This window comes from Flavobacterium xizangense, from assembly GCF_054075145.1.
Window position 1 is genome coordinate 547,823 of record NZ_JBSIPG010000001.1, and the last position, 23,615, is coordinate 571,437.

Sequence of the window (23,615 nt, forward strand, 5' to 3'; positions counted from 1 at the left end):
GCTGTATTGGTATGGCGCTGTGCCGACACCAGGAAGCGGCGTATTGATCGTCACCGAACCTGCGACTTTTGCATTGGTAGTGCTGCACGTGAAACCAACCGTAGAAGCCGAAATCGTCAATGCATTTGGCTCTAAAATAGTAACAGCAACACTTCCTACACATCCTTTAGAATCTTTTACATAGAAAGTATGAGACCCTTTTGTCAATCCAGTGAAAGTTGCTGTAGCTGAATAAACTCCAGCTAAAGCGTTGCTGTAAGTATAGCTTCCAGATCCGCCTGCGCCTGTCAATACAACTGATCCGTTGTTTGCTCCGAAACAAGTAATATTTACCTGCGACGCAGTAACCGTAGGGTTTGTGATCGGTGCTACTGTAGCAGAAACGATAACCTTACATGCTGTAGGGTTGTTTGAATCCGTAATTTCGAAATTATAAGTTCCCGCAGTCGAAGCTCCAGTAAACACAAACTGTGTTCCTGTAACCGGAATGCTTGACCCGTAGGTTCCTGTCCCTGGATCAACTTTATATGTATATGTAGATTTTCCGCCAGTAATGTCAACTGTAATCGCAGCATTTGGCGTAGCAGTACAATCTAATTGTTTGGTAACATTGGCAACTGCAGTCAATTGTGGATTAACGGTAATAGGCGCAGCCGAAGCCGTACATCCGTTTGCATCTTTAACCCAAACTGTATAAGTTCCCGCTGGAACATTGAAAACATTGTTTGTGCTGAAGCTGCCGTTTATGCCATTGATGCCGTAAACCAAACTTGCTGAAAGCGCCGGACTAGTCGAACTGCCTGTAGCTGTAATAGTGAAATTGCTTCCTGTTCCTGTACATTGGTTGCTCAATACCGCCGTAACTGACGGTGTAGGGTCTGTCGATAACGAAATCGGGAATGAATCCGTACAGCCGTTAGCATCTTTTACATAAACAGTCCAGCTCATGTTCGCCCCGCTGTTCGTATCAACCGTAAGCACATTGTTTGCTCCATAGTCAGCCGCAAGAGCAGCCGCAGCTCCCTGCTTAACCGCATAGCTGTAATTTGTCGTTCCGCCAGTTGCCGTTGCTGTAATAACTGCATTGTCATTATTACAGTTGATCTTTGTCGCCACCGCAGTAACATCCAATGCATTTGTCGGCTCATTTATTGTTATGCTTTCTGAACTTGTACAGTTTGTAGCATTGTCCTTTACCTCTACAGTATAAGTTCCCGCCGCAACATTGCTCAAGGTCAATGTATTTCCAGATTTTGTCAAAGTACCTGTACCAAGCACTCCTGCTGTCAATGTATAAGTATAATCTGTAGCAACTGCGTAACCAGAAACTGTAAATGTTCCGTTCCCTGTCGAAGTGCCCTTGCATTTTGCATCATTATTTTTTGTTCCAATAATTCCTATCGGAGTAACCGGATTTACCGTAACCGATTTGGTATCGTAGCATCCGTTTGCATCGGTAACCCTGAATGTATATGGAGTCGCGCTTGGTGCCAAGCCTGTAAAAATACCATTAGAGGCTCCCGTAGTATTGCTCGTTGCAGAAGCTGGAGCAATGATAGAATACGTCAGCGTTCCCACTCCTGTACCTGCAACTGTAGTCACCGTAACTGTGCTGGTACCTACCGTACAAGTTACAGCCGATGCCGCTGCAGTATTGATTTTCGGAGAATTCAGTTTATTCAATGTAACAGATCCATTTGCGATACAGCCATTTGCGTCTTTCACAGAATAGTTGATCGTCTGGTCGCTTCCGTTATCATTTACAGTCAAAGTCTGAACCGAACCGTAAGCCCCTCCGTTGAAGCTGTATTGGTATGGCGCTGTGCCGACACCAGGAAGCGGCGTATTGATCGTCACCGAACCTGCGACTTTTGCATTGGTAGTGCTGCACGTGAAACCAACCGTAGAAGCCGAAATCGTCAACGCATTTGGCTCTAAAATAGTAACAGCAACACTTCCTACACATCCTTTAGAATCTTTTACATAGAAAGTATAATTTCCAGCACCTAAACCTGTAAAGGTAGCGCTTGGTCCGAATCCTGTTGTAGCGTTATTGCTATAGCTAAATCCTCCTGAACCTCCATTACCTTTTATAGTAACTGATCCGTCAAGTTTTCCGTTACAGCTTACATTACTTTGTGTAACAATTGAAGCTGTTGGATTAGAAATTGATTGTATGGTTTCTGTTACTACAAACGTACATAAATTAGCATCGGTTACTTTGATATTGAATGTTCCAGCAACTGAAGTTGTGTAAACATTTGAAGCCATTGCAGTGTAGCTAGTTCCTCCGTTAGTCGAAACTGAATAAGTATATCCAGGTTTTCCTCCATTTGGAGAAACTGTAATTGTAGCATTCGGTGTAGCAGAACAATCCAATTCTTTGACAGCAGTTGTTGCTGTTAATTGTGGGTAAACTGTAATTGGAGTTGCTGAAGCTGTACATCCGTTTGCATCTTTAACCCAAACAGTATATGGAGTTGCACTTGCAACAACATCAAAGAAATTATCTGGTCCAAAAGAACCTGTAGGTCCATTGATTCCATAAGTCAAAGGAGTTATTAAATTCGTTCCACCTGGTGTTGCAGTAATTCTGAATTTATTTCCAGAACCTGTACATTGATTGTCTAAAGTTGCAGTAACCGTCGGAACAGCATCCATTAAAATAGATACATTTACCGTGTCAGGACATCCATTCACATCTTTTATATAAACTGTCCAATTACGATCATTGCCGTTGTTTGTATCAACAGTCATTGTTGGGCTTGATCCATAAGCACCAGCAGCTGGAGCCGTAGCTCCTTGTTTTACAACTGCATAAGAATAGTTTGGTGTTCCACCAGATCCTACTGCCGTAATTACAGATGTAAATTTGCTACAAGTGATGTTAGCTGCTGTTGCAGTTACATCAATTGCACTATTTGGCTGTGTTAAAGTTACTGTATAAGTAGCCTGACATTTTGTTGTTCTGTCTGTAGCAGTAATTGTATAAGAACCTGCTGGTAAAGCTGAACCTACTGCAATAGTTGTATTAGAAGCACCAACTAGATTATTAGCGCTTTGAATAGTATTACCTAAACCATCTGTAATAACATAATCAAATCTGCTTTTTACACCAGTAACCGTAAATTGAATTGTTCCTGTTCCTCCAAAACATTTAATAGTTGACATAACTGAACCACCAGCTACGATATCTGGTACACCTTTAACTGTATAAGATTTAGTAAATGAACAACCCGTTTTAATATCCGTAGCTTGGAAAACATAATTTCCTGGAGTTAATCCTTTAAATTCACCGTCAGAATTTGTTGCTGTATCATATCCGGCTGGACCAGAAATAATTTGATAACGAATAGGTGCTGATACACCGCCTTTTACTGCAGCGATATTAACGTGACCTCCTGCTGGTGTTGTAGAACAATCATAACCGTTATCTGTTATAGTAATATCTGTAATTTGGTCAAATGCTCCGATAGTAATACTTAAAGGACCAATTTGACAATTATTGCTGTCTTTAATATAAGCTGTTACTGTAGTACCTGGAGTCGTAGTTGAAAAGGTATTAGTAGTTGTAAAGCTTGTTGCATTATTAAAACTGTATTGATAAGTAGGTCCTGTTCCGCCAGATGCAGTTACAGTAACTACAGCAGGAACAGTTCCTGTTGAGCTACATTTAATATCTGTTGCAGAAATACTTCCAGTAAGAGCTGAACTTGGCTGATTAATAGTAACTGACCCACTCGCAAAACAGTCATTGCTGTCTTTTACCTGATAAGGATAAGTCCCAGCTGTAAGACCTGTATAAGTTGCAGTAGTACTAAAAGGCAAACCATTAAAACTATATTGGTACGAATTAGTTCCGCCTGAAGCTGATAATGTAACCGAACCAGTGTTTCCACCATAACATAAAACATGAACCGGTGCTGCAGCTGGTGTTATTGGCACTAGCGCATCTACCGTTCCGTCTTTTGTAGCAATACAGCCATTATCATCTTTTATATCAAATGTATAAGTTCCAGCATTAGGAGTATTGTAATTAAATACTGATGTAGTTATCGAACCGCTAGTAAATAAAAGTTGTCCTGTAGTTTTATTTGTTACTGTATAAGTAAATGGTGCAGTACCTCCGTTTATAGTTACCTCTATAGTGGCATCTTTTACAGTTTTACAACTTAAAGCAGTTCTAACAGCGGTTGTCGCAGAGATCTTAGGATCAACTTTCTGGCTTGCAGTTATTACACTACAACCATTTTTATCAATAATATTAAATGTATAGGTTCCAGTTGCAGTTGCAGTATAACTCAATGTACTTCCTGAAAATGGTTGTGCACCACTAAAGCTTCCTGTTTCGTAAGCAACTTGATATTGATACTCTCCTGTTCCTCCACTAACTTCAACTGTAATTGTAGAAGATGTATCAAAACACAAAGCTGCGGTTTTGACAATTTTTGCTGATATTTGTGGTGCAGCACCAATAACTATCTCTTGACTAATTGTATAAGGACATCCATTAAAATCATTTCCTGAAACAATATAGGTTCCTTCTGTTACATTTAAAGTTCCTCCATTTACAGGGAAATTTCTTACCGTACCATCCTCTTTTTTAGTAAGGATAAGTGTATAAGGTTGTGTTCCCCCAGTAGGAGTGACTGTAATCGTTGCAGGATTATTAACATCACAAGTAGCTGGTGTAGAACTAGCTACTAAATTAAATGCCACTGGCGAACCAACTGTAGGGCTAAGGCTCTTAGTACAAGCTTCACCCGTTTTTCTACGAACTTGAAGATCATACGTTTTTGCTACTAAACCACTAATTGTAAGTTCAGAAACACTAGAAGGAATCCAAGGTCCAGCTGCACCATTTAATGAATATTCATATTCAGTACCAAAGTTTTTAACTAATAATGTTATTGTTCCATCATTAGATCCTGGGCATTTTTCTTGTACAGTTCCTTTAATTTCAGCAGTAAATGCTTGATCATCAAAAACATCAAATTCTCTGAAAACATTATCATTACAAGATCTAGGTATTTGATAAACTGAAATATCATCTAAAGTTAAATCGTTACCTCCTGTAGCAATACTATATGATCTTACAACAAAATCCAAAGTAGTATAACCTCCTGGATTCAAGCTCATATTATAGTTTTCCCACTTGTTTGATTTTGGCACAATACCCGTTGCCTGAGATGCAACTAGTTTTTGTGTTGGCAATCCAAAATCAGCAATTAACTCGATGGTAATATCTGGATCGACATCTGGATAATTTTTACCTCCCTCAATTAAGTTTTCAACCCAAAATGAGACTTTCACGTCTTGATCTGGTATAACATCATAAATTGGCTTTCTATAAATAATTCCACCAACACCTGCTACACCACCAATATTGATAGCCAAAAATCTTCCTTGAGAATCAACCGGACCAGCCGCACTCGTATGATCTCTAATATCCAGCCAAGTTCCAAATCGTGGATTAATTCTGTTTGTTACAGCATACTCACCGTCATTAATATACTGATCCTTATTACAAGGGTAACTTGCTGGGTGCGTATTGGTTTGATCTTCAAAACAATAAGCCGTATTGATACCTGGAGAAGTTGTTGGGGTACCTCTTCCAAAATCTTCCGTTAATAAATTACTATAAGTTGATACCTGAGCTAAATTATATACTACTTCAATTTTATGGTGCCCCTTTTGAATGTTTGGAAAAACATTACGAGGGATATTAGTATTTTCAACACCATCAATTAGATAGGTAAAATTATAATTAGCACTTTGAGGACTCGTTGCTGTTGCTGTAACCGATGCTACACCATTACAATCATATACCGGATCTGGAATAGAAATTGTTGGCAAAGCTGGCTTTGGATCAATCGTTATGTTTGACATTGTATACGTACAATTTTTCGAATCTTTTATCGTCAAAGTATACGTTCCCGGTGCTCTCCACTGCTCATTTAACGAACCATAAAGATCTGTAGCCTGAGTTCCAAACCTATAAGTATACGGTGGCGTACCTCCTGTTGGATTTGTAATTCTTAATAGACCATAATTTTGGTTTGGCGCAGGACCACAACCTGATAATGCCGCAACCCCCGCAGAGGCACGCAATTGATCAGCAGCAGGCAAAATTGTAACCACATTGCTGTCTGTACACCAAGATGCTCTATTATTAAGTCTATAACTAACAGTAACCGTATGCGTTCCTGCAGAAAGACCGCTCCATGTTTTCGTACTTCCAGCCGTGCCTCCATCTATAGTATACTGAATTGTATAACCATTAGCATTAACAAGATTTACTGTAATGCTACCTGTTGTAGTAACACAATCAGGGTTTGTAGATGAAATTGTATAATTTGGTTTTGTAGTGGCACTTTTTGTAACCGAAGCATTAGCTGTACAACCATTATAATCTTCTACACGAATTGTATAAGTTCCCGGATTTGTGACTACAACAACATCAGAAGTATTAACAACATAATTAACCCCATTATCTGTACTTACATAATATTTGTAAGGTGCCGTACCGTTTGTTACATTTATTTTAATATTTGCTGTACTACATCCTGATGCAACAGTATCATCTGATAATGATACTGATAATGCTGCTGGTGGTGCAGTTATGGTTTGATTTGGTGAAGTTCTTAAAACCGTACAAGGAATACCGCTACCATCTTTACCATTGCCATCAAGCGCAACTCGAACTCTATAATCTGTCGCAGGATCCAAACCTGTAAAAGTATATTCCGGAGCCTCAATTGGTATAGTTGTAGTGATTACTGTATTCCCTTTTAAAAGTGTATAGATATATTTTAATCCAATATTTCCGGTACTAATTTTTATGCTTCCTTTGTCTCCTGAACATTTTGGGTTTGTTACTAATGGAGTATTACTGATAGCAACGGTTTTAATCGCAATTTTTCTAACATTAAAAACACATGTTCCTGTAACACCTCTTAATCTAATAAAAACATCATAATTACCAGCTGTGGTAATATTATCAAAAATACTACTATTCTGCCATCCTGACGTTGGTGTAGGAGTTGGGGTTGATGTTGTAGATGAAGTTGCAATTGCATATTCATAGTTAGAGTTAAAACCTCCGACAATTATTTTTCCTGCCATTGTACAGCTATTTCCTGTATAAATGTCGGCTTTTTTAATTCCGGTTGGATCTAAATCATTTGTATAAACATTGAAATAAAAAGTTGAAGTCGAAAGATCTGGATATGTTATTACCAATCTAAATTCTCCCGCAGTACCCGCTAAATAATCAGCTCCTGTTGCAACTTGCGTCCATCCACAAGAAGCAGTTTCATTCGCACAGTTCACATTTGCAAAAGCAGGACAACTAGCAGTAACATTAAGTTTTTGCCATGAAATACTTTTAACGGTTGACATATCAATACCGGTCTGAATATTTCTGGCATCATTAGAACCACAAATAAATAATTTTGGAAGTTCTTTACCATCATTAGGACAAATTGAAATTGTTCCCGCATATTGCCCTGACGCATATTTAAGCACAGGATTCGTAGTAATAGGGGCCGCTAATTTCTCAGTTTGCTTATCAGTGTTTAATTCAAAACTACTGTTATTTCCAAACTGATTATATGCCTTTAAGAAAATGTTCTCATGTGAATTTCCATAAGACTTTGAATTAAATGCTATTGAATTTTGCGCATTGATTGCAAAATTGAATAACATGGCCAAAACAAAAACTAGCGTTCTTAAAATAGTAGGTTTTCTCATAATCATTCTTTTGTTTCACTTTCATTTTATTTTCCAAGGGGCATCAGAAAATAAAATAATTAGTATTCTAAAACATTTTATTTTTAGTTGTAAGCCCTTAATCAATAGCTTACTTTATCCTTATTTCTATTAATTCTCCACTTTTACGATGGCCATTTTACCATTGTAAGGTTTATTCCCTTTTGCTTCTAATGCCTTAGTTGCTTCTTGTAAACCTTCATATTTCTCGTAATAAATGTAATATTTACTTGTTGCTATATTATAGAAGAAATTAATGTCTGAACGTCCCGCAGCAACTGCTTTGGTCAAGAATTCATCTCTCTTTTCAACACTGCTATGAACTGCAACAATCATATAATAACCACTGTCAGAATTTTTAATATTCTTGATGATCTGCATATTTGATTGGTCTTCACCAAAATCAAAATCACTTGCTGTTAAAGGCGTACTGCTAACTTTAGTAGTTTCCTTGATACGTTTAAGAGCTGCCAGATCCTGATTATATCTTCCTTGATCGTTTTCATAAGCTGCACGCTTAATTCTACGTTTTTTCTCGATTTCAGTTTCTGCTTTAATACGCTCTAAATTCGCAAGTAAAGCTGCACTATCCTCTTCCATTTTTAATTGCGCTGCTTTCAACTGATTTATCTTTTCTAGATAAGCTCTATTTAAAGCATCATTTTTATTCGGAACTTTTTTAAGTCTTTCGTTATATAAATTCGTCAATTTAGCAATCTCATCTTTTTGAATTCTGTTTGCCTCAGCAATATTTGTTTTCAAAGCTTCTAACTGACTGTTCTCTGCTGCAACACTCTTGAATGGTTTCGGTTCTTTGTAAATTCCTTTTTCACTTAAGTCATTTTCCTCTCTTAAATCATTCAGGTCTTTTTGTTTGTTTGCAACCGTAGCATTGAACTGAGCTAATAAATCACTTTGATTTTTACCAGAGGCATCTAGAGATTGCGTTAAATTATCAATAGCTTTTGCTGTTTCATCTTTTTGAGCTTCTGCCGCTTTTGCTGCTGCATCCGCCGCTTGTTTAGCTCTTAATTCTGCTTCCTCAGCTTGTTTTGCCTGTAACGCTTCTGCATCCGCTTTAGCTTTGGCATCAGCAGCAAGTTTAGCTTGTAATGCTTCTGCATCCGCTTTGGCTTTGGCATCAGCAGCAAGTTTAGCTTGTAATGCTTCTGCATCTGCTTTGGCTTTGGCATCGGCAGCAAGTTTTGCTTGTAATGCTTCTGCGTCGGCTTTTGCTTTAGCATCTGCAGCAAGTTTTAGTTTTAATGCTTCTGCATCAGCTTTTGCTTTTGCGTCAGCAGCTAATTTTGCCTGACGAGCTTCTTCATCTGCTTTAGCTTTTGCCTCAGCTGCTTGTTTTGCTTGTAATGCTTCTGCGTCAGCTTTTGCTTTTGCATCGGCAGCAAGTTTTATTTTTAATGCTTCTGCATCGGCTTTTGCTTTCGCATCTGCAGCTAATTTTGCCTGACGAGCTTCTTCATCTGCTTTAGCTTTTGCATCAGCTACTTGTTTTGCTTGTAAAGCTTCAGCATCGGCTTTTGCTTTCGCATCTGCAGCAAGTTTTGCCTGAAGTGCTTCCGCATCGGCTTTGGCTTTTGCATCGGCAGCTAATTTCGCTTGTAATGCCTCTGCGTCAGCTTTTGCTTTTGCATCAGCAGCTAGTTTTGCTTGTAAAGCTTCAGCATCGGCTTTTGCTTTTGCATCAGCAGCTAGTTTTACTTTCAATGCTTCAGCATCAGCTTTGGCTTTATTATCTGCTTCTAATTTTGCCAAACGAGCTTCTTCCGCTTCTTGTAATTTTTTTGCTTCTGCTTCCGCTTTTGCTTTTGCAGTTGCTTCAGCATCAGCTTTTACTTTTGCATCAGCAATCAATTTTGCTTGTAATGCTTCCATATCGGCTTTTGCTTTAGCATCAGCAGCAAGTTTCGCTTGTAATGCTTCTGCATCCGCTTTTGCTTTTGCATCAGCGGCTAATTTTGCCTGACGAGCTTCTTCTTCAACTTTTGCTTTCTCTTCAGCAGCTTGTTTTATCTTAAGTGCTTCAGCATCGGCTTTTGCTTTTGCATCGGCAACCAATTTAGCTTGTAATGCTTCTGCGTCAGCTTTTGCTTTTGCATCAGCAGCTAATTTTGCTTGACGAGCTTCTTCATCAGCTTTGGCTTTTGCATCTGCTTCTTGTTTCGCTTTAAGAGCTTCAGCATCCGCTTTTGCTTTCGCATCAGCAGCTAATTTCGCCTGACGAGCTTCTTCTGCTTCTTGTAATTTTTTTGCTTCAGCATCAGCTATTGCTTTTGCAGTAGCTTCTGCATCCGCTTTAACTCTTGCATCAGCAATTAATTTTGCTTGTAAAGCTTCCATATCTGCTTTCGCTTTTGCGTCAGCTTCAAGTTTTGCCTGAAGTGCTTCCGCATCTGCTTTTGCTTTCACATCGGCAGCAAGTTTTGCCTGAAGTGCTTCCGCATCGGCTTTTGCTTTTGCATCAGCAGCTAATTTTGCTTGTAATGCCTCTGCGTCAGCTTTTGCTTTCGCATCGGCAGCAAGTTTTGCCTGAAGTGCTTCCGCATCGGCTTTTGCTTTTGCATCGGCAGCTAATTTTGCTTGTAATGCCTCTGCGTCAGCTTTTGCTTTCGCATCGGCAGCTAATTTCGCTTGTCTTGCTTCCTCTTCTACTTTCGCTTTAGCATCAGCAGCTTGTTTTATTTTCAATGCTTCAGCATCGGCTTTCGCTTTTGCTTCTGCAGCAATTAATGCTTGTCTTGCCTCTGCATCTGCTTTTGCTTTTGCGTCAGCAGCTAATTTTTCTTTTAAGGCAGCATCTGCGGCGGCTTTTTCTTTCAATGCTGCGGCAGCTTTCGCTTTGTTTGCAGCATCAATTGCAGCTTTCGTTTTAGCTTCAGAAGCTGCTTTAGCTTTTGCTTCAGCCGCTAATCTAGCCTGATAAGCATCTGAATCTGCTTTTGCTTTTGCATCGGCAGCTAAAATTGATTGTAAATCTGCAGCTTCAGCTTTTGCTTTTGCATCTGCTTTTCTCTTCGCTTCAGCAGCATCCGCTTTTGCTTTTGCATCTGCAGCTAATTTAACTTTCAACGCTTCCGCATCTGCTTTTGCTTTTGCATCAGCTGCTAATTTTGCTTTTGCAGCAGTTTCAGCATCAGCTTTTGCTTTGTCCGCAGCTAATTCTGCTTGTGTTTTTTGAGGTGCTCCAGTTGCTTTAGCTTTTGCAGCTTCAGCATCCGCTTTGGCTTTCGCATCGGCAGCTAGTTTTAATTTCATTGCCTCTGCATCAGCTTTCGCTTTATCAGCAGCTAACTGTGCCGGTGTTTTTGCTGCTACTGCTGCTGGTTTGTTTGCAGCAGCTTGAGCTCTTGCTGCAGCGGCAGCATCTACTCTGGCTTTATTATCTGCAACCAATTTCAATCTACGTTCCTCTGCATCTGCTCTGGCTTTATCTGCTGCCAGTTGCGCTTGTGTTTTTTGTGTTGTAGCAACCGCTCTGTTTGCAGTTGCAGTTTGTGCTCTTGTTGCAGCTGCAGCATCCGCTTTAGCTTTTGCATCTGCAGCAAGTTTTATTTTCAATGCTTCTGCATCGGCTTTTGCTTTATTATCTGCTTCTAATTTTGCTTTAGCTGCAGCTTCGGCGTCAGCCTTCACTTTTTCAGCAGCAGCAAGTCTTGCTTGTTTCGCTTCTGCATCAGCAATTGCTTTTGCTTCAGCAGCTAATCTTGCTTTTTCAGCACCATCTACTCTTGTAACCGGAGCCGATGTTGTTTTTTTAGCCATTACCGGTTTTGGTTTTGAAGGATCAATAAGTGAACCTTCATCATCATCACCGTAATAGTAATTTCTGCTTTTGAATTTATAGGCAATTGCAAATTCGTGAGAACCTCCCAAATTTGTAAAATTGCCAAAACCTCTTTCATAATTGTATTCTATCGCAATACTAGGCGAAATATTTACACCTAAACCTGCCGAAACACCATATAAAGTATTGTATCCTGCTTGAGCCCAAACTCCTTGTGGAATCGTTAGCATGGCAAGTCCAGATAAAACTGTTTTATCTTTTTTAATCTCTGTCTTTACTATTCCAGAAAATCTACTTCTGTCGAAAAATCCGTAGCTGTCAATGTAACCTGTGTACATTGCATGCAATTCGATTGCTCTTTCCGGATCATCCTTTACCATTCCTGAACCAAAATTGTAAAGAACCAAATTGTTGATCGATAACCCAAAATCAAGAAATGCAGTACCATAATTAATACCCGGATTTACAGTAAGCAATGTATTTGACTGAATGTTATCAATTGGAAGATTTGGATCATTTGTAATAATTTTACCTTTGTTTAAACCACTTTGGTAAGCACCTACATTAAGTCCAAATGTCAAATTGCTATCTTCTTGCAAAACGATATTATGAGCAAAGTTGGCTACTCCTCCAAAGACTGTAAAAACACCATAATTTTGTTGAAATAATCCAAAAGCAAAAGCTTCATTCTCTCTAAAACGGCCAGAATAACCAAATAAATAAGTATTTGGTGCATCATCAAATGAAACCCATTGTCTTTTATTATAAAAGCTTACATAAGGATTTGATTCGCGTACAAAACTGAACGTTGGATTAATTATATATCTATTAAACTTTAAAGAATTTCTGATAGGTAAAGAAAACGAAACAACTCCATCCTCAGATTTGGTATCTTGAGCATAGAGTACATTTGATAAACCGTAAAATAAAGTTATGAATAGTAGGATTTTCTTCATCTTATTTTATCAGGGTTATTGATCCTTTTCTTTCACCTGTCGAAGATTGAATGACATAGTAATATACTGGATTTACATTTTTAATATCAATTGATCCAGACGGGGGCCAATCGCCTTGATAGTTGACAACATCAAGAACCATGTCTCCGTTTGAACTAATTATTTTAACACTAGTTTCTGGGTTTTTGTATTCACTAGGAATATCCCATACATCATACGGATAACTGCTCAAACTAATAATATTTGCAATTTTTTCTACGGTAGCACCCACATTACCATCGTAGGTAACCGTGAAAGGCAATTCTTGCTCAACGGTACATCCAGTTGCCTGGCTAACTTTTACTTTGTAATTCCCACGCGCTGTAACCAAATAAGTATTTGTATTAGCACCAGCAATAACATTATTTCCAAGGTACCATTGAAAAGTTGGATTAACAGCATTCGTAGTCACCGTAACGCTTAAAGTTTCGTTAGGGGCAATAACGTTCGTTGCCGGCACATTTAACGCCGCTGTAAAGCCATTTCCTTTTAAATCTATTGTTCCTGTAGCAGTACATCCACCAAAATCAACATCAACAGTATAAACTGCTGCTTCATTTGTAGTATAACTGCGATTTGTGGCTCCGGTAATTACGGTTCCGTTTTTTTTCCATTGGTACTTATTACCAGCTGTTGCTGTTAAAGTTGTACCTGTTCCGCTTGAGCAAAATGGATTACCTAAACTTGAGGCGATTGCTACTGAAGAACCTGAAGAGGAAGAGGTAACAATTACGTGATTAGAGCTAATATTTGTTTCACTACACAATCCGTAATCAATTTCACTGTAATATTCTCCAATTGAATTTACAACTAACGTGCTAGAGCTTTGTCCTGCAATAACCACATTATCCTTATACCATTTGTATTTCAAATTTGGATTTAGGACAGGTGAAGAACCCAGAACATCAGGAGTATCATTATCAACAGTTAATGTTATTGAACCACCTGAACAAATTACAGCAGAAGTACTCTTTTTATTGATTGAATATACAGATTGATAGCTTTTATAATATGCTGCAAAAGCTGTTTTGTCAAGTGAATTTTTAAATCTTGTACTGACTGCACCTGTAGAACTTTTCACTCTTATGCTGTAAACATCAGAGCCTTCAAGATTAGTAGGAACACCAAACTTAATAGTTTGTTGTGTTGCAGATATATTACTAACCTGAAGTAAAATGGTCGGTGTTGGAACTGAAAAACTGCCTGTTTTATCCGAAAGCTCTACCACAAACGTAGCGTCAGCAGGAAAATCAACATAAGTAAATGTTGCATAAAATTCGTTAAAATTTGGACCTGCACAAAGTTTTTCCAAGCCATCTAGTGGCTGAGGCACTATTGTCTGGGCATAGCTATTTGTTTTAGTACATAAAAAAATACTAAAAAAAAGAATAAATCGGATTACAGATAGCGTAGTTTTCTGAATCATATAGTTCTAGTTCTTGCTAAGTCTATATTTTCAAAAAACAAAATATCTATGAATGTTTCAGAAAAATCATATTTGTAGTTCTCAATAATGTCCTTCGCAAGAACAGAATAAGAAGCTGTAATTGATGTGTTTTCTTGGCATTCTGAAGTTTTCTGATTATTACAATCAGTAGCTATAGCAAAGCTATCCTTGGGGATGGATAGCTCCACTGCTAACTGATTAGAATTATCTAATTTGCTGATCACTGATGTATCAGCTTTTACTGTTTTTTGGTTGTTGTTACACGCCGCTACTATGCATTTAGCCTCATTAGAAATAGTGTTTTCTAACTTACTTTGTGCATTTATTGCTACTGCAGGCGAAACCAAAAATATAATATAAATAAAATATTTTTTTATAGATGGGGCCATTATGTTCTGATCTTTATTTGGTCACGAGACTGACAAAAATTGTGTCTGGGGACTTAATTAATAAAATTTACGCTCTTGAAATAAAAATCGAAACTTATCTATTTTCCGCTAGATGCTGTAATTTTTCCTAATTGCAATCTGAAATCCGGTTTTTTAGCATTGAAAATATCAATAAATGTTTCTTTGTTGTCGCTTTGTGAGTAAACATTAAAGAAGACACTGTTACCGTACCAGCTCTCTAAATCTTCGTTGTTAGAATTGTATTCTGTAAAGATGTTTCCGTTACATAAGTTGAAATACATTTCTTCAAATTTGATTTTTTTAAGGCTAGCCTCATTAATCTCAGTTTTGCTGTCTATTAGAACGGCCGGGTTAAATCCAGAGATCACACTACGCTTCATTTCAAGAGAAGCAGTTTCAGCAACATAAATTGCTTCTTTTACTAAACCTGCCTGAATATCAGCTTTAATGTTATCACTATCATTTAACATTGTAATATTTGTTGCAACAACAAGTGTTTGTTTTTTAGTAAAATCTGTTTCGCTTTTCTTTTCGAAAGATTTTACTTCCATACAACGAGATCCATCTTTGTTACTTGATAAATAAGATGATCTAACTGCCAATGAGTTAAATAAACGGCATTGAACACCTTGAGTAAATTTATAGTCGTCGTTGATTGATTTGTAAGAAACTAATTTAGTAGCGTTAACATCTCCTCCAAAGAAAGCAAATGAATCACCTCCCGAGTAGCTTACCATTACATTATCTAGTATTGTTTTAGCACCAACACCAGCAACAGTCAAACCATTGAAAGTATCTGCACCTTTAACTTTTTTTCCAGCAAATTCGATTCTAACAAATCTTAAAATACCTGAATTTCCGTTTACGTTGTCACCACCGTAAGTAGTAAGCGTAGGATCAAGATCTAAGTTATAAGAACCAACACCTCCAAATTTGTTGATTGGAGCATCACCAAGAATTACAATTCCACCCCAGTCTCCAGCTTTTTTCTGGCTGCGGTTTGAAGTAAACACGATTGGATCAGTCTCTAAACCATCTGCAACAAGTTGTGCACCTTTTGTAACTACCAATGTTCCTTTAGTTTCGAAATCACCAATAATTAAAGTTCCTGGTTCGATTGTTAATACTGCATTGTTCGTAACATAAACGTTGCCTTGCAAAACATATACATTCCTCTTCAGCAATTTAGTATTAACAGAAATGTTTCCTGCTAAAATTTGGTTTGCTTCTCCATACTCTACTTTGTTAGGCTTAAATTCGGTCCAGTTATTCAACCAATTGTTGTAGCCCATAATTCCTTTCTCTTGCTGAGCACTCATACTAGTAACTGTCAAAAGAACGCAGATCATTTGAGTAATTTTTTTCATGATAAGGGGGTATTAGGGTTAATAATAAATTTGGGTATGCGTAAATGAAAAAACTCATCTCGATTTTTCCGAAATAATCAGAACACATCGAGAACGAGTTATTTTTTATCGCTCTTTTAAAATGTTTTTCGAAAATCTAAATCATCTACGTAAACAAGTTAAAAAAGGTTTTAAAAATATTTTATTTATTACATTTCGTTCAAATCGTTGAACTCGTGTAATGATTTCAATGTGCTTTCGTAAAATAAAATTGCCGCAATCAAGTTTCCTTTATCTGAATAAGGCATCATTTTTCTTTGAAAATCTACTGTAGTATCCAAGAAAGTTGTAGTACCAACAGCTTGATTGTCTAATACTTTTTTGTGTTCACTATCGTCTGGAATACCTAAGTCAGCCATAGTAACACCTGGTTTAGTAACCAAAGCAATGTAAGGGAGAGTTTTCACTAAAACTTTAATACGCTCAATGTATAATTCCAAAAGTTCTCCTTTTTGCATACCACTCAATTCTTTTTGATCATGGTATTTTCTGATAAGAGCTGTTGTACTAATGATACTTCTTGGAGCATTTTTTGCCTGCGCTGAAACAGCTGCAGTTGTCAAGAAAAAAAGTGTACTTAATAAAATAATTTTCCCTTTCATAGATTCTATTTATAAATGGTTGTTGATGCAAACAAAAATATATAATTTAACTTAAATTGCAACTTTATTGATTTCTTTTTTCAAAAAAAATCCTTAAAAAAAACTTAAAAAGCAGCCGTATGTCGAGAAAATCTGCGTTTTAACGAGGGTTTTGTTAAAATTGTTAAAACCAAAACCGTAAGACATTACCTATAAAAAAACATTCGGTATTACCAATAAATAGCTAAAATTTTCGTACGTTTATCGTTTTAAACAAAAAAATATTAACAAAAAAGTCTTCATATCTACTCGCATGAAGTAATTTATTAACAAAATTAAGCTTATACATCTCCATTTTTTTTCAAAAAAAATATTCCGATTTTTTCAATTTTAAGACAACCCATAATCTTTTAATCTAAAGTTTTTGACTCCACCATTTTCTTCTATCTTTGCTTCATGCAATTTTCTCAAATTTTAGGTCAGGATTATATCAAAAGTCACTTGATAAAAAGTGCATCTTCAGGACGAATTCCGCATGCGCAATTGTTTATTGGGCCCGAAGGAAGCGGCACATTATCAACTGCTATAGCCTATGCGCAATATATTTTGTGCAACAATACAGGCAATGAAAATGAAAACGGAAACGAGTCCTGCAATTTAAAATTTCAAAATATCTCGCATCCCGATCTACATTTTATCTACCCAACTGTAACCACAGAAGATGTCAAAACCAAACCAAAAAGTTTAGACTTCATTCAGGATTGGAGAACATTTATTCAAGAAATGCCTTACGGAGGATTATTTGACTGGTATAAAATCTTGGGCGTTCAAAACAAACAAGGAGAAATCAGGGTTGAAGATGCACAGGAAGTTTTAAAATCGCTTTCGCTAAAATCCTACGAAGGCGGCTATAAAATCATGATTATCTGGATGGCCGATAAAATGAATATCGCAGCTTCGAATAAACTTTTAAAACTTCTGGAAGAACCTTCAGATAAAACCATTTTTATTCTGATTTCTGAAAATGAAGAAGATATTATTCAAACCATTCGCTCTCGTTGTCAGGTAATTCACTTTAATGGTCTTCCTGAAAAAATAATCGCCGACGCTTTAGTTTCCCGTGAAAATATTGATCAAAATTTAGCTAAAAAAATTGCGCATCAGGCACAGGGAAATTTCAACAAAGCGATGCATTTGCTAAAAGAAGATGATTCTGAATATCCATTCGAACAATGGTTTGTAAACTGGGTTCGTGCTGCATTTAGAGCCAAAGGAAATGCTGCAGCCATTCAGGATTTAATTTCCTGGAGTGAAGAAATTGCTGGACTTGGACGCGAAAGCCAGAAAAAATTCATTCAGTTTTGCATCGAAATGTTTCGTCAGGCATTAATGCTTAATTATCAGGCGCCAAGTTTAGTTTACATTGAACCGAAAGTCGACAAATTCAAACTCGAAAATTTTGCGCCATTTGTAAACGGAAATAACATTCATGAAATTTTCAAAGAGCTTTCAGATGCTATGTATCACATTGAAAGAAACGGAAATGCTAAAATAATTTTAACCGATTTATCAATCAAACTTACTCGTTTAATTCATAAAAAATAGTTTCAAAATGAATAATCCTGCCTCTATCTTAATTCTGGCTTTTTTAGCTTTAACATTCTTACAATCAGGATATGAAAAAATATTTTATTGGAAAAATAATGTAGAATGGCTCAAAGGCCATTTTGCCAACACACCGTTAAAAAATCAAGTGCCTCTTGCATTATTACATCTTTTAATTTTAGAACTAATTTCTGGAATTTTATCAGTCGTTGGAGCAATTCAGCTCTTATTAAACAGTGGCAGAGAATTTGGTTTTTACGGTGCAATTTTTTCTTGCATCAGTTTATTAATGATGCTTTTCGGGCAAAGATTAGCAAAAGATTACGATGGCGCGAGAACCATAGTAATCTATTTTATCCCAGCTGTAATGGCGGTTTACTGGCTGAACTAATCAGCTTTTTATTTATAATTTTTACAATAAAAAAATGAATCCAAAACACCCTTCAGAATCCATAACTATTTTAACCGATTTAGTTTTACCGAGCGAAACAAATCCTTTAAACAATCTTTTTGGCGGCGAATTATTAGCCCGAATGGACCGTGCCGCAAGTATTGCCGCACGCAGACATTCTCGCCGAATCGTGGTTACGGCTTCTGTAAATCACGTGGCATTCAACAGAGCTATCTCACTAGGAAGTGTTGTTACTGTTGAAGCAAAAGTTTCAAGATCTTTCAAAAGTTCAATGGAGGTTTTCATTGACGTTTGGGTAGAGGATCGCGAATCTGGAAGCAGAACAAAAGCCAATGAAGCAATTTACACTTTTGTTGCTGTTGATGACACCGGAAGACCTGTTGAAGTTCCTGCAATTATTCCGGAAACCGAACTTGAAATCCAACGTTTTGATGCTGCTCTACGTCGTAAACAGCTGAGTTTAGTGCTTGCAGGTAAAATGAAACCTTCTGATGCAACCGAATTAAAGGCATTATTTATAGAGTAAAATTGTAGCAATTTGTAACAATTTGTGGCAACCAAACTCCAAAAAAAAGAACTAGTTTTGCAATTTACAAGTCAGGCAAACAACAACAAGAAAGTTATTTCTTACTTTTGGTTTGTGTTTTAAATGCTAAAAAAATAACAATTAAGATAATTTAAAAGATATGAGTTCAGACAAAGAAGCCAAATTAAAAGCGTTACAATTAACGCTTGATAAACTTGACAAAACTTACGGAAAAGGAACCGTAATGAAAATGGGCGACAGAGCCATTGTGGAGGTAGAAACGATTTCTTCTGGCTCACTTGGAGTTGATTTAGCTCTTGGGGTAAATGGATACCCTAAAGGAAGAATCATTGAAATTTACGGACCAGAATCATCTGGTAAGACCACATTAACTTTACATGCAATTGCCGAAGCTCAAAAAGCTGGAGGAATTGCTGCTTTTATAGATGCTGAGCATGCTTTTGATAGAAATTATGCTGAGAAATTAGGAGTTGATATCGAAAATTTAATCATTTCGCAACCAGACAATGGGGAACAAGCTTTAGAAATTGCTGAAAACCTAATTCGTTCTGGAGCTATAGACATTGTTGTAATTGACTCTGTTGCTGCTTTGACTCCAAAAAGCGAAATTGAAGGTGAAATGGGAGATTCAAAAATGGGTCTTCATGCACGTTTGATGTCACAGGCTTTAAGAAAATTAACAGGAACAATTAGCAAAACAAATTGTACTGTTTTCTTTATCAACCAGCTGAGAGAGAAAATCGGTGTAATGTTTGGAAATCCAGAAACTACAACTGGTGGTAACGCATTAAAATTTTATGCTTCAGTACGTTTAGATATACGTCGTTCTTCACAAATTAAAGATGGAGAAAATGTAATTGGTAACAGAACTAAAGTTAAAATTGTTAAAAACAAAGTGGCTCCGCCATTTAAAACTGCCGAATTCGACATTATGTATGGAGAAGGAGTTTCAAAAACCGGAGAAATTCTTGATCTTGCAGTTGAATTTGATATTGTTAAAAAAGCGGGATCTTGGTTTAGCTATGGTGACACAAAATTAGGCCAGGGACGTGATGCGGTTAAAGCTTTAATTAAAGATAATCCAGAATTAGCTGATGAATTAGAAGCTAAAATTAAAGAACATATGAAAGAATTAGCAAACGCTTAAACCTTTCAAAATCTGTAAATTGCAGGTTTATATATTATAACCCAACAAGACAAAATCTTGTTGGGTTTTTTATTTTAAAAAAAAATCAAAAATCAACGCAACCATTTCGAAATTATATCATCTAGTAAATAGATATAAAATTTTAATTGGCATCGCCATAAGTGCCTTTTAAAAAATTTTAGAACGAATTTGGTTGATTTGTTTTTAATAAAAATCCGTCGGTTGGTTTGGTACTGGCGGGTTTTTATTCCTTTTACGAGAAAAATTTTCATATCTCACGCAACCTTTTTCATTTTTTGCTCTCTATAGTAATGTGACGTTAACTTGAGTTTTAACCAAACTCTTTATTATCAATCCTTAATGTTTTTAAATTATGAAAGAGAAAATAGAAGTGTTGTACAATAAAAACCGAAGAAAAACCAAATTGAAGTTTAAAAAAGTATTGCGATTTATTTCTGAAAAAATCATTCACAGATAAGATTTTGAATATAAATAAGGGGTTATTTTAGTTCAAAATAAAACCCGACATTCCTGATGCTTAAGGAATGTCGGGTTCTGTTTTTATCTTTTCGAATCCTTCTCTTTAAATGCTATTAATTCATTGTAAATCATCTGTCTTACTTTATCTCTGAGTTCTTTTCTATGCTCGCCTGTTACGCCTTTTGTTTCAACAAATGGAAGAATTTTTGCTCGCATTTTTCCTGGACTCCCGCTTAAAAAAGTATACGAGAAACGCTCTTTATTATCAGCAAAAACAATCGGTACGATTGGAATTTGATGCTCTATTGCCAATCGGAAAGCGCCGTCTTTAAATTCATCCAACAAAATACTTTCATCATCTGGAACACCACCTTCGGGAAAAATACAAATACTAAGTCCTTGATTAAGCCTGTTTTGAGCTCTTTTAAAAACCTCATTTTTACTTTTTGAAGAATTTCTGTCTACAAGAATGCAAGTTCTTTTATAGAAAAATCCAAACAACGGGATTTTTACCAACTCTTTCTTTCCCACAAAAACAAAAGGATTTTTAATAATCGCCAACATCAGCATGATATCTGTCATTGAGGTATGATTTGCGACAATCATATAGCTGGTATGTTTGATAAGTTTTTGCTCGCGTTTTACTTTGTAATAAAAACCCATCCCGAAAAGGATAAATTTAGCCCAAATGCGGGCCATTTTAAAAAAATAGGGGTAACCACGTTCTGAGATAATAGAAATCAGCAAAAACGGCAACATAATCAATATCGGAATGGCCATTAAAACATAAAACCAAATGCGCCAAAGAATCCAAAAAGTAATTTTTAATATTTTCATAACTTCAAAAGTAAGAAAACAGAAATGAATTATATAGAGATTTTTTACTATAACCTTTGCTTCCTTTTAACGCAAAGAGCGCAGACTTTTTTCGCAGAGAAAAACTCTGCGCTCTTTGCGTTAAAAAACACACAACAAACATTTAAAACGCTTCGTTAAATTCTTATCAACTTTGCCATTAGAAAAAACATCACGACATTTGCAATTCAGAAAAAATTGAGAATGGCAAAAATACTTACTGGTGTTCAGAGTACAGGAACACCGCATTTAGGAAACTTACTGGGAGCAATTATTCCGGCAATTGAATTATCGAATAATCCTGCAAATGAATCTTATTTGTTTATCGCTGATTTACATTCGATTACACAAATTAAAGACGGCAAAACATTAAGAGAAAATACATATAGCACAGCCGCAGCATGGCTTGCTTGCGGGCTTAATCCAGATAAGGTGACTTTTTACAGACAATCAGATGTGACTCAAACTGCTGAATTGACATGGTATTTAAGCTGTTTTTTTCCGTTTCAAAGATTGACTTTAGCACATTCTTTCAAAGATAAATCAGATCGTTTGGATGATGTAAATGCCGGATTATTTACTTATCCGATGTTGATGGCGGCTGATATTTTGTTATATGATGCTGAGTTCGTTCCGGTTGGAAAAGATCAACTTCAGCATTTAGAAATTACGCGTGATGTTGCATCGCGATTTAATCATCAAATGGGCGAAACTTTTGTAATTCCGGAAGCTAAAATTCAAGAAGACAGCATGTTGATTCCGGGAACAAACGGAGGAAAAATGAGTAAATCTGCTAATAACATTATCAATATTTTCCTGGATGATAAAACGCTTCGCAAACAAGTAATGAGCATCGAAACCGATAGCACACCTCTTGAAGCACCAAAAAATCCTGATACCTGCAATGCTTTTGCGATTTACTCTTTATTAGCAAATGAAACTCAGATTGCCGAAATGAGAGCCAATTATTTAGGCGGAAATTACGGTTACGGACACGCAAAACAAGCTCTTTTTGAATTGATTACCGAAAAATTTAAAACAGAAAGAGAAAAATATAATTATTACATCAACAATCTTGAAGAAGTTGATGCACTTCTTAAAAAAGGCGCTGCAAAAGCTTCGGTAGTTGCAGATGGCGTTTTAGAAAAAGTTCGCAACGTTTTGGGATTTGAAAAATAAAGCCAAAATTAAAAAGCCTAATAGATTTAGTTTCTATTAGGCTTTTTTTCTTATTAATATTATGTTTATTAAGCTCTTCCAAGTCTAGCTATCAACAGAATTACTCTAATAATTACAATTACAATCACGACAATTGACCAACCAGAAAAGCCTGATGAACTGCTGGCATTGTCTACTCTTTCCTGTGCTGCATCAAGCTGATTTTTGTTTTTTCTGAATAAATTATTCAGATCAGAATCAACCGCATTATAGTTTATTAAAGAAGAAATCATTGGGTTTAACAATTCATGTCTAACAACTGAATTACTGTGCAAATTGTAGACTTTGTTATAAACCGCTCTGATTTTTTCATCTTTTTCAGCAGATCTGAAATGAGAGACCAAAACATAAAAACTTCGATATTTTAAAAACTCAACTGTCTCACTTATAGCAGCTGGCTGTAAATTTCCATTAACAGTTTGAATTGCATAATCTAGTTTTTCAGATACTTTATTGCTTAATTTATCAAGCGAACTTTCAGGCAAATATTCCTTAACTTCAAATAAATCATCAATATTATCAAATCTGTTATTTGATATATAATACTCTAAAATCGCATCTAGATCTTTAGATAAAAATTTATCGATAAAAACTCTAACATCCTCTTTACTAGAAGAAATCGGGTGATCTGTAATAAAGCGGTTTCGCGAATAATTCTTTTTAGAAAAAAAGTTATATAATATTCTGTTATTGCTAATAAACAACAACTGATTGGCATAATTCTCAACTGCTAAAACCAAATTGCTACCTAAATCAGGCTGCACATTTGTATTTCCAGATCGCTCAATTTCAAACTGTCTTCTCGCTTTTTCAATATCTTCAGCGCTGAAAGATTGGATGTTTGCTTTGTAAATTCCTGCATTTTCAAATAATTCAATTATGTTCATTTTAACTTTAGTTTTTTGGTTAAACAAATATATTCTTTATATCATTTAATCCA

13 protein-coding genes are annotated in these 23,615 nt (G+C 36.4%); 5 read left to right on the forward strand and 8 right to left on the reverse strand.

Translation table 11 applies throughout. The annotated features are described in order from the left end of the window. The 6 genes from ACWA1B_RS02295 to ACWA1B_RS02320 all read right to left on the reverse strand — a co-directional run. Positions 1 to 7,752, reverse strand: a 7,752-nt coding sequence (locus ACWA1B_RS02295) for a beta strand repeat-containing protein (RefSeq protein ID WP_456904290.1), incomplete at its 3' end; no start/stop codon positions are given. 129 nt (positions 7,753 to 7,881) lie between these two features. Beyond that, positions 7,882 to 12,528: a PorP/SprF family type IX secretion system membrane protein gene (locus ACWA1B_RS02300; RefSeq protein WP_456904291.1), complete on the reverse strand. Its 4,647-nt coding sequence runs from the start codon at positions 12,526 to 12,528 to the stop codon at positions 7,882 to 7,884. Between the two features lies 1 nt (position 12,529). Continuing rightward, entirely contained in the window at positions 12,530 to 13,993 is a 1,464-nt protein-coding gene (gene sprC / locus ACWA1B_RS02305; protein WP_456904292.1) for a gliding motility protein SprC, read from the reverse strand. Next, positions 13,990 to 14,403, reverse strand: a complete 414-nt coding sequence (locus ACWA1B_RS02310) for a hypothetical protein (RefSeq protein WP_456904293.1) — start codon at positions 14,401 to 14,403, stop codon at positions 13,990 to 13,992. Before ACWA1B_RS02310 ends, sprC begins: the two co-directional genes overlap by 4 nt. A 98-nt stretch (positions 14,404 to 14,501) precedes the next feature. Beyond that, positions 14,502 to 15,791, reverse strand: coding sequence for a hypothetical protein (locus ACWA1B_RS02315; protein ID WP_456904294.1), 1,290 nt, complete (start codon positions 15,789 to 15,791; stop codon positions 14,502 to 14,504). 188 nt (positions 15,792 to 15,979) lie between these two features. After that, positions 15,980 to 16,432 carry a hypothetical protein gene (locus ACWA1B_RS02320; RefSeq protein ID WP_026727351.1) on the reverse strand — a complete coding sequence of 151 codons (453 nt, stop codon included), beginning with the start codon at positions 16,430 to 16,432 and terminating at the stop codon, positions 15,980 to 15,982. 435 nt (positions 16,433 to 16,867) lie between these two features. On the opposite strand from ACWA1B_RS02320, the gene ACWA1B_RS02325 reads away from it, so the two are divergent. The 4 genes from ACWA1B_RS02325 (at position 16,868) to recA (ending at position 20,122) form a co-directional block, all read left to right on the forward strand. Next, positions 16,868 to 18,016 (forward strand): DNA polymerase III subunit, encoded by a 1,149-nt coding sequence (locus ACWA1B_RS02325; protein WP_456904295.1) that lies wholly within the window; start codon positions 16,868 to 16,870, stop codon positions 18,014 to 18,016. A gap of 7 nt (positions 18,017 to 18,023) precedes the next feature. Then, on the forward strand, positions 18,024 to 18,407 hold the full coding sequence (locus ACWA1B_RS02330; protein WP_456904296.1) for a DoxX family protein: 384 nt from the start codon (positions 18,024 to 18,026) through the stop codon (positions 18,405 to 18,407). Positions 18,408 to 18,441: 34 nt separating this feature from the next. Beyond that, positions 18,442 to 18,954, forward strand: a complete 513-nt coding sequence (locus ACWA1B_RS02335) for an acyl-CoA thioesterase (RefSeq protein WP_035646756.1) — start codon at positions 18,442 to 18,444, stop codon at positions 18,952 to 18,954. Between the two features lie 160 nt (positions 18,955 to 19,114). Next, positions 19,115 to 20,122 (forward strand): recombinase RecA, encoded by a 1,008-nt coding sequence (gene recA, locus ACWA1B_RS02340; RefSeq protein ID WP_456904297.1) that lies wholly within the window; start codon positions 19,115 to 19,117, stop codon positions 20,120 to 20,122. A 561-nt stretch (positions 20,123 to 20,683) separates the two neighbouring features. Here recA and ACWA1B_RS02345 read toward each other — a convergent pair. Then, positions 20,684 to 21,439 (reverse strand): lysophospholipid acyltransferase family protein, encoded by a 756-nt coding sequence (locus ACWA1B_RS02345; protein WP_456904298.1) that lies wholly within the window; start codon positions 21,437 to 21,439, stop codon positions 20,684 to 20,686. Between the two features lie 222 nt (positions 21,440 to 21,661). Between ACWA1B_RS02345 and trpS the strand changes: the two genes are divergently transcribed. Continuing rightward, positions 21,662 to 22,636 carry a tryptophan--tRNA ligase gene (trpS, locus tag ACWA1B_RS02350; RefSeq protein WP_035646749.1) on the forward strand — a complete coding sequence of 325 codons (975 nt, stop codon included), beginning with the start codon at positions 21,662 to 21,664 and terminating at the stop codon, positions 22,634 to 22,636. Between the two features lie 68 nt (positions 22,637 to 22,704). Here the strand turns inward: trpS and ACWA1B_RS02355 are convergent, their stop codons facing one another. Beyond that, positions 22,705 to 23,562 carry a hypothetical protein gene (locus ACWA1B_RS02355; RefSeq protein WP_456904299.1) on the reverse strand — a complete coding sequence of 286 codons (858 nt, stop codon included), beginning with the start codon at positions 23,560 to 23,562 and terminating at the stop codon, positions 22,705 to 22,707. Positions 23,563 to 23,615 lie beyond the last annotated feature (53 nt).

Excerpts from the sequence above, each read along its gene's own strand:
- ACWA1B_RS02300 (WP_456904291.1), bottom strand. The coding sequence starts at position 12,528 with ATGAAGAAAATCCTACTATTCATAACTTTATTTTACGGTTTATCAAAT.
- sprC (WP_456904292.1), bottom strand. The coding sequence starts at position 13,993 with ATGATTCAGAAAACTACGCTATCTGTAATCCGATTTATTCTTTTTTTT.
- ACWA1B_RS02310 (WP_456904293.1), bottom strand. The coding sequence starts at position 14,403 with ATGGCCCCATCTATAAAAAAATATTTTATTTATATTATATTTTTGGTT.
- ACWA1B_RS02315 (WP_456904294.1), bottom strand. The coding sequence starts at position 15,791 with ATGAAAAAAATTACTCAAATGATCTGCGTTCTTTTGACAGTTACTAGT.
- ACWA1B_RS02320 (WP_026727351.1), bottom strand. The coding sequence starts at position 16,432 with ATGAAAGGGAAAATTATTTTATTAAGTACACTTTTTTTCTTGACAACT.
- ACWA1B_RS02325 (WP_456904295.1), top strand. The coding sequence starts at position 16,868 with ATGCAATTTTCTCAAATTTTAGGTCAGGATTATATCAAAAGTCACTTG.
- ACWA1B_RS02330 (WP_456904296.1), top strand. The coding sequence starts at position 18,024 with ATGAATAATCCTGCCTCTATCTTAATTCTGGCTTTTTTAGCTTTAACA.
- ACWA1B_RS02335 (WP_035646756.1), top strand. The coding sequence starts at position 18,442 with ATGAATCCAAAACACCCTTCAGAATCCATAACTATTTTAACCGATTTA.
- recA (WP_456904297.1), top strand. The coding sequence starts at position 19,115 with ATGAGTTCAGACAAAGAAGCCAAATTAAAAGCGTTACAATTAACGCTT.
- ACWA1B_RS02345 (WP_456904298.1), bottom strand. The coding sequence starts at position 21,439 with ATGAAAATATTAAAAATTACTTTTTGGATTCTTTGGCGCATTTGGTTT.
- trpS (WP_035646749.1), top strand. The coding sequence starts at position 21,662 with ATGGCAAAAATACTTACTGGTGTTCAGAGTACAGGAACACCGCATTTA.
- ACWA1B_RS02355 (WP_456904299.1), bottom strand. The coding sequence starts at position 23,562 with ATGAACATAATTGAATTATTTGAAAATGCAGGAATTTACAAAGCAAAC.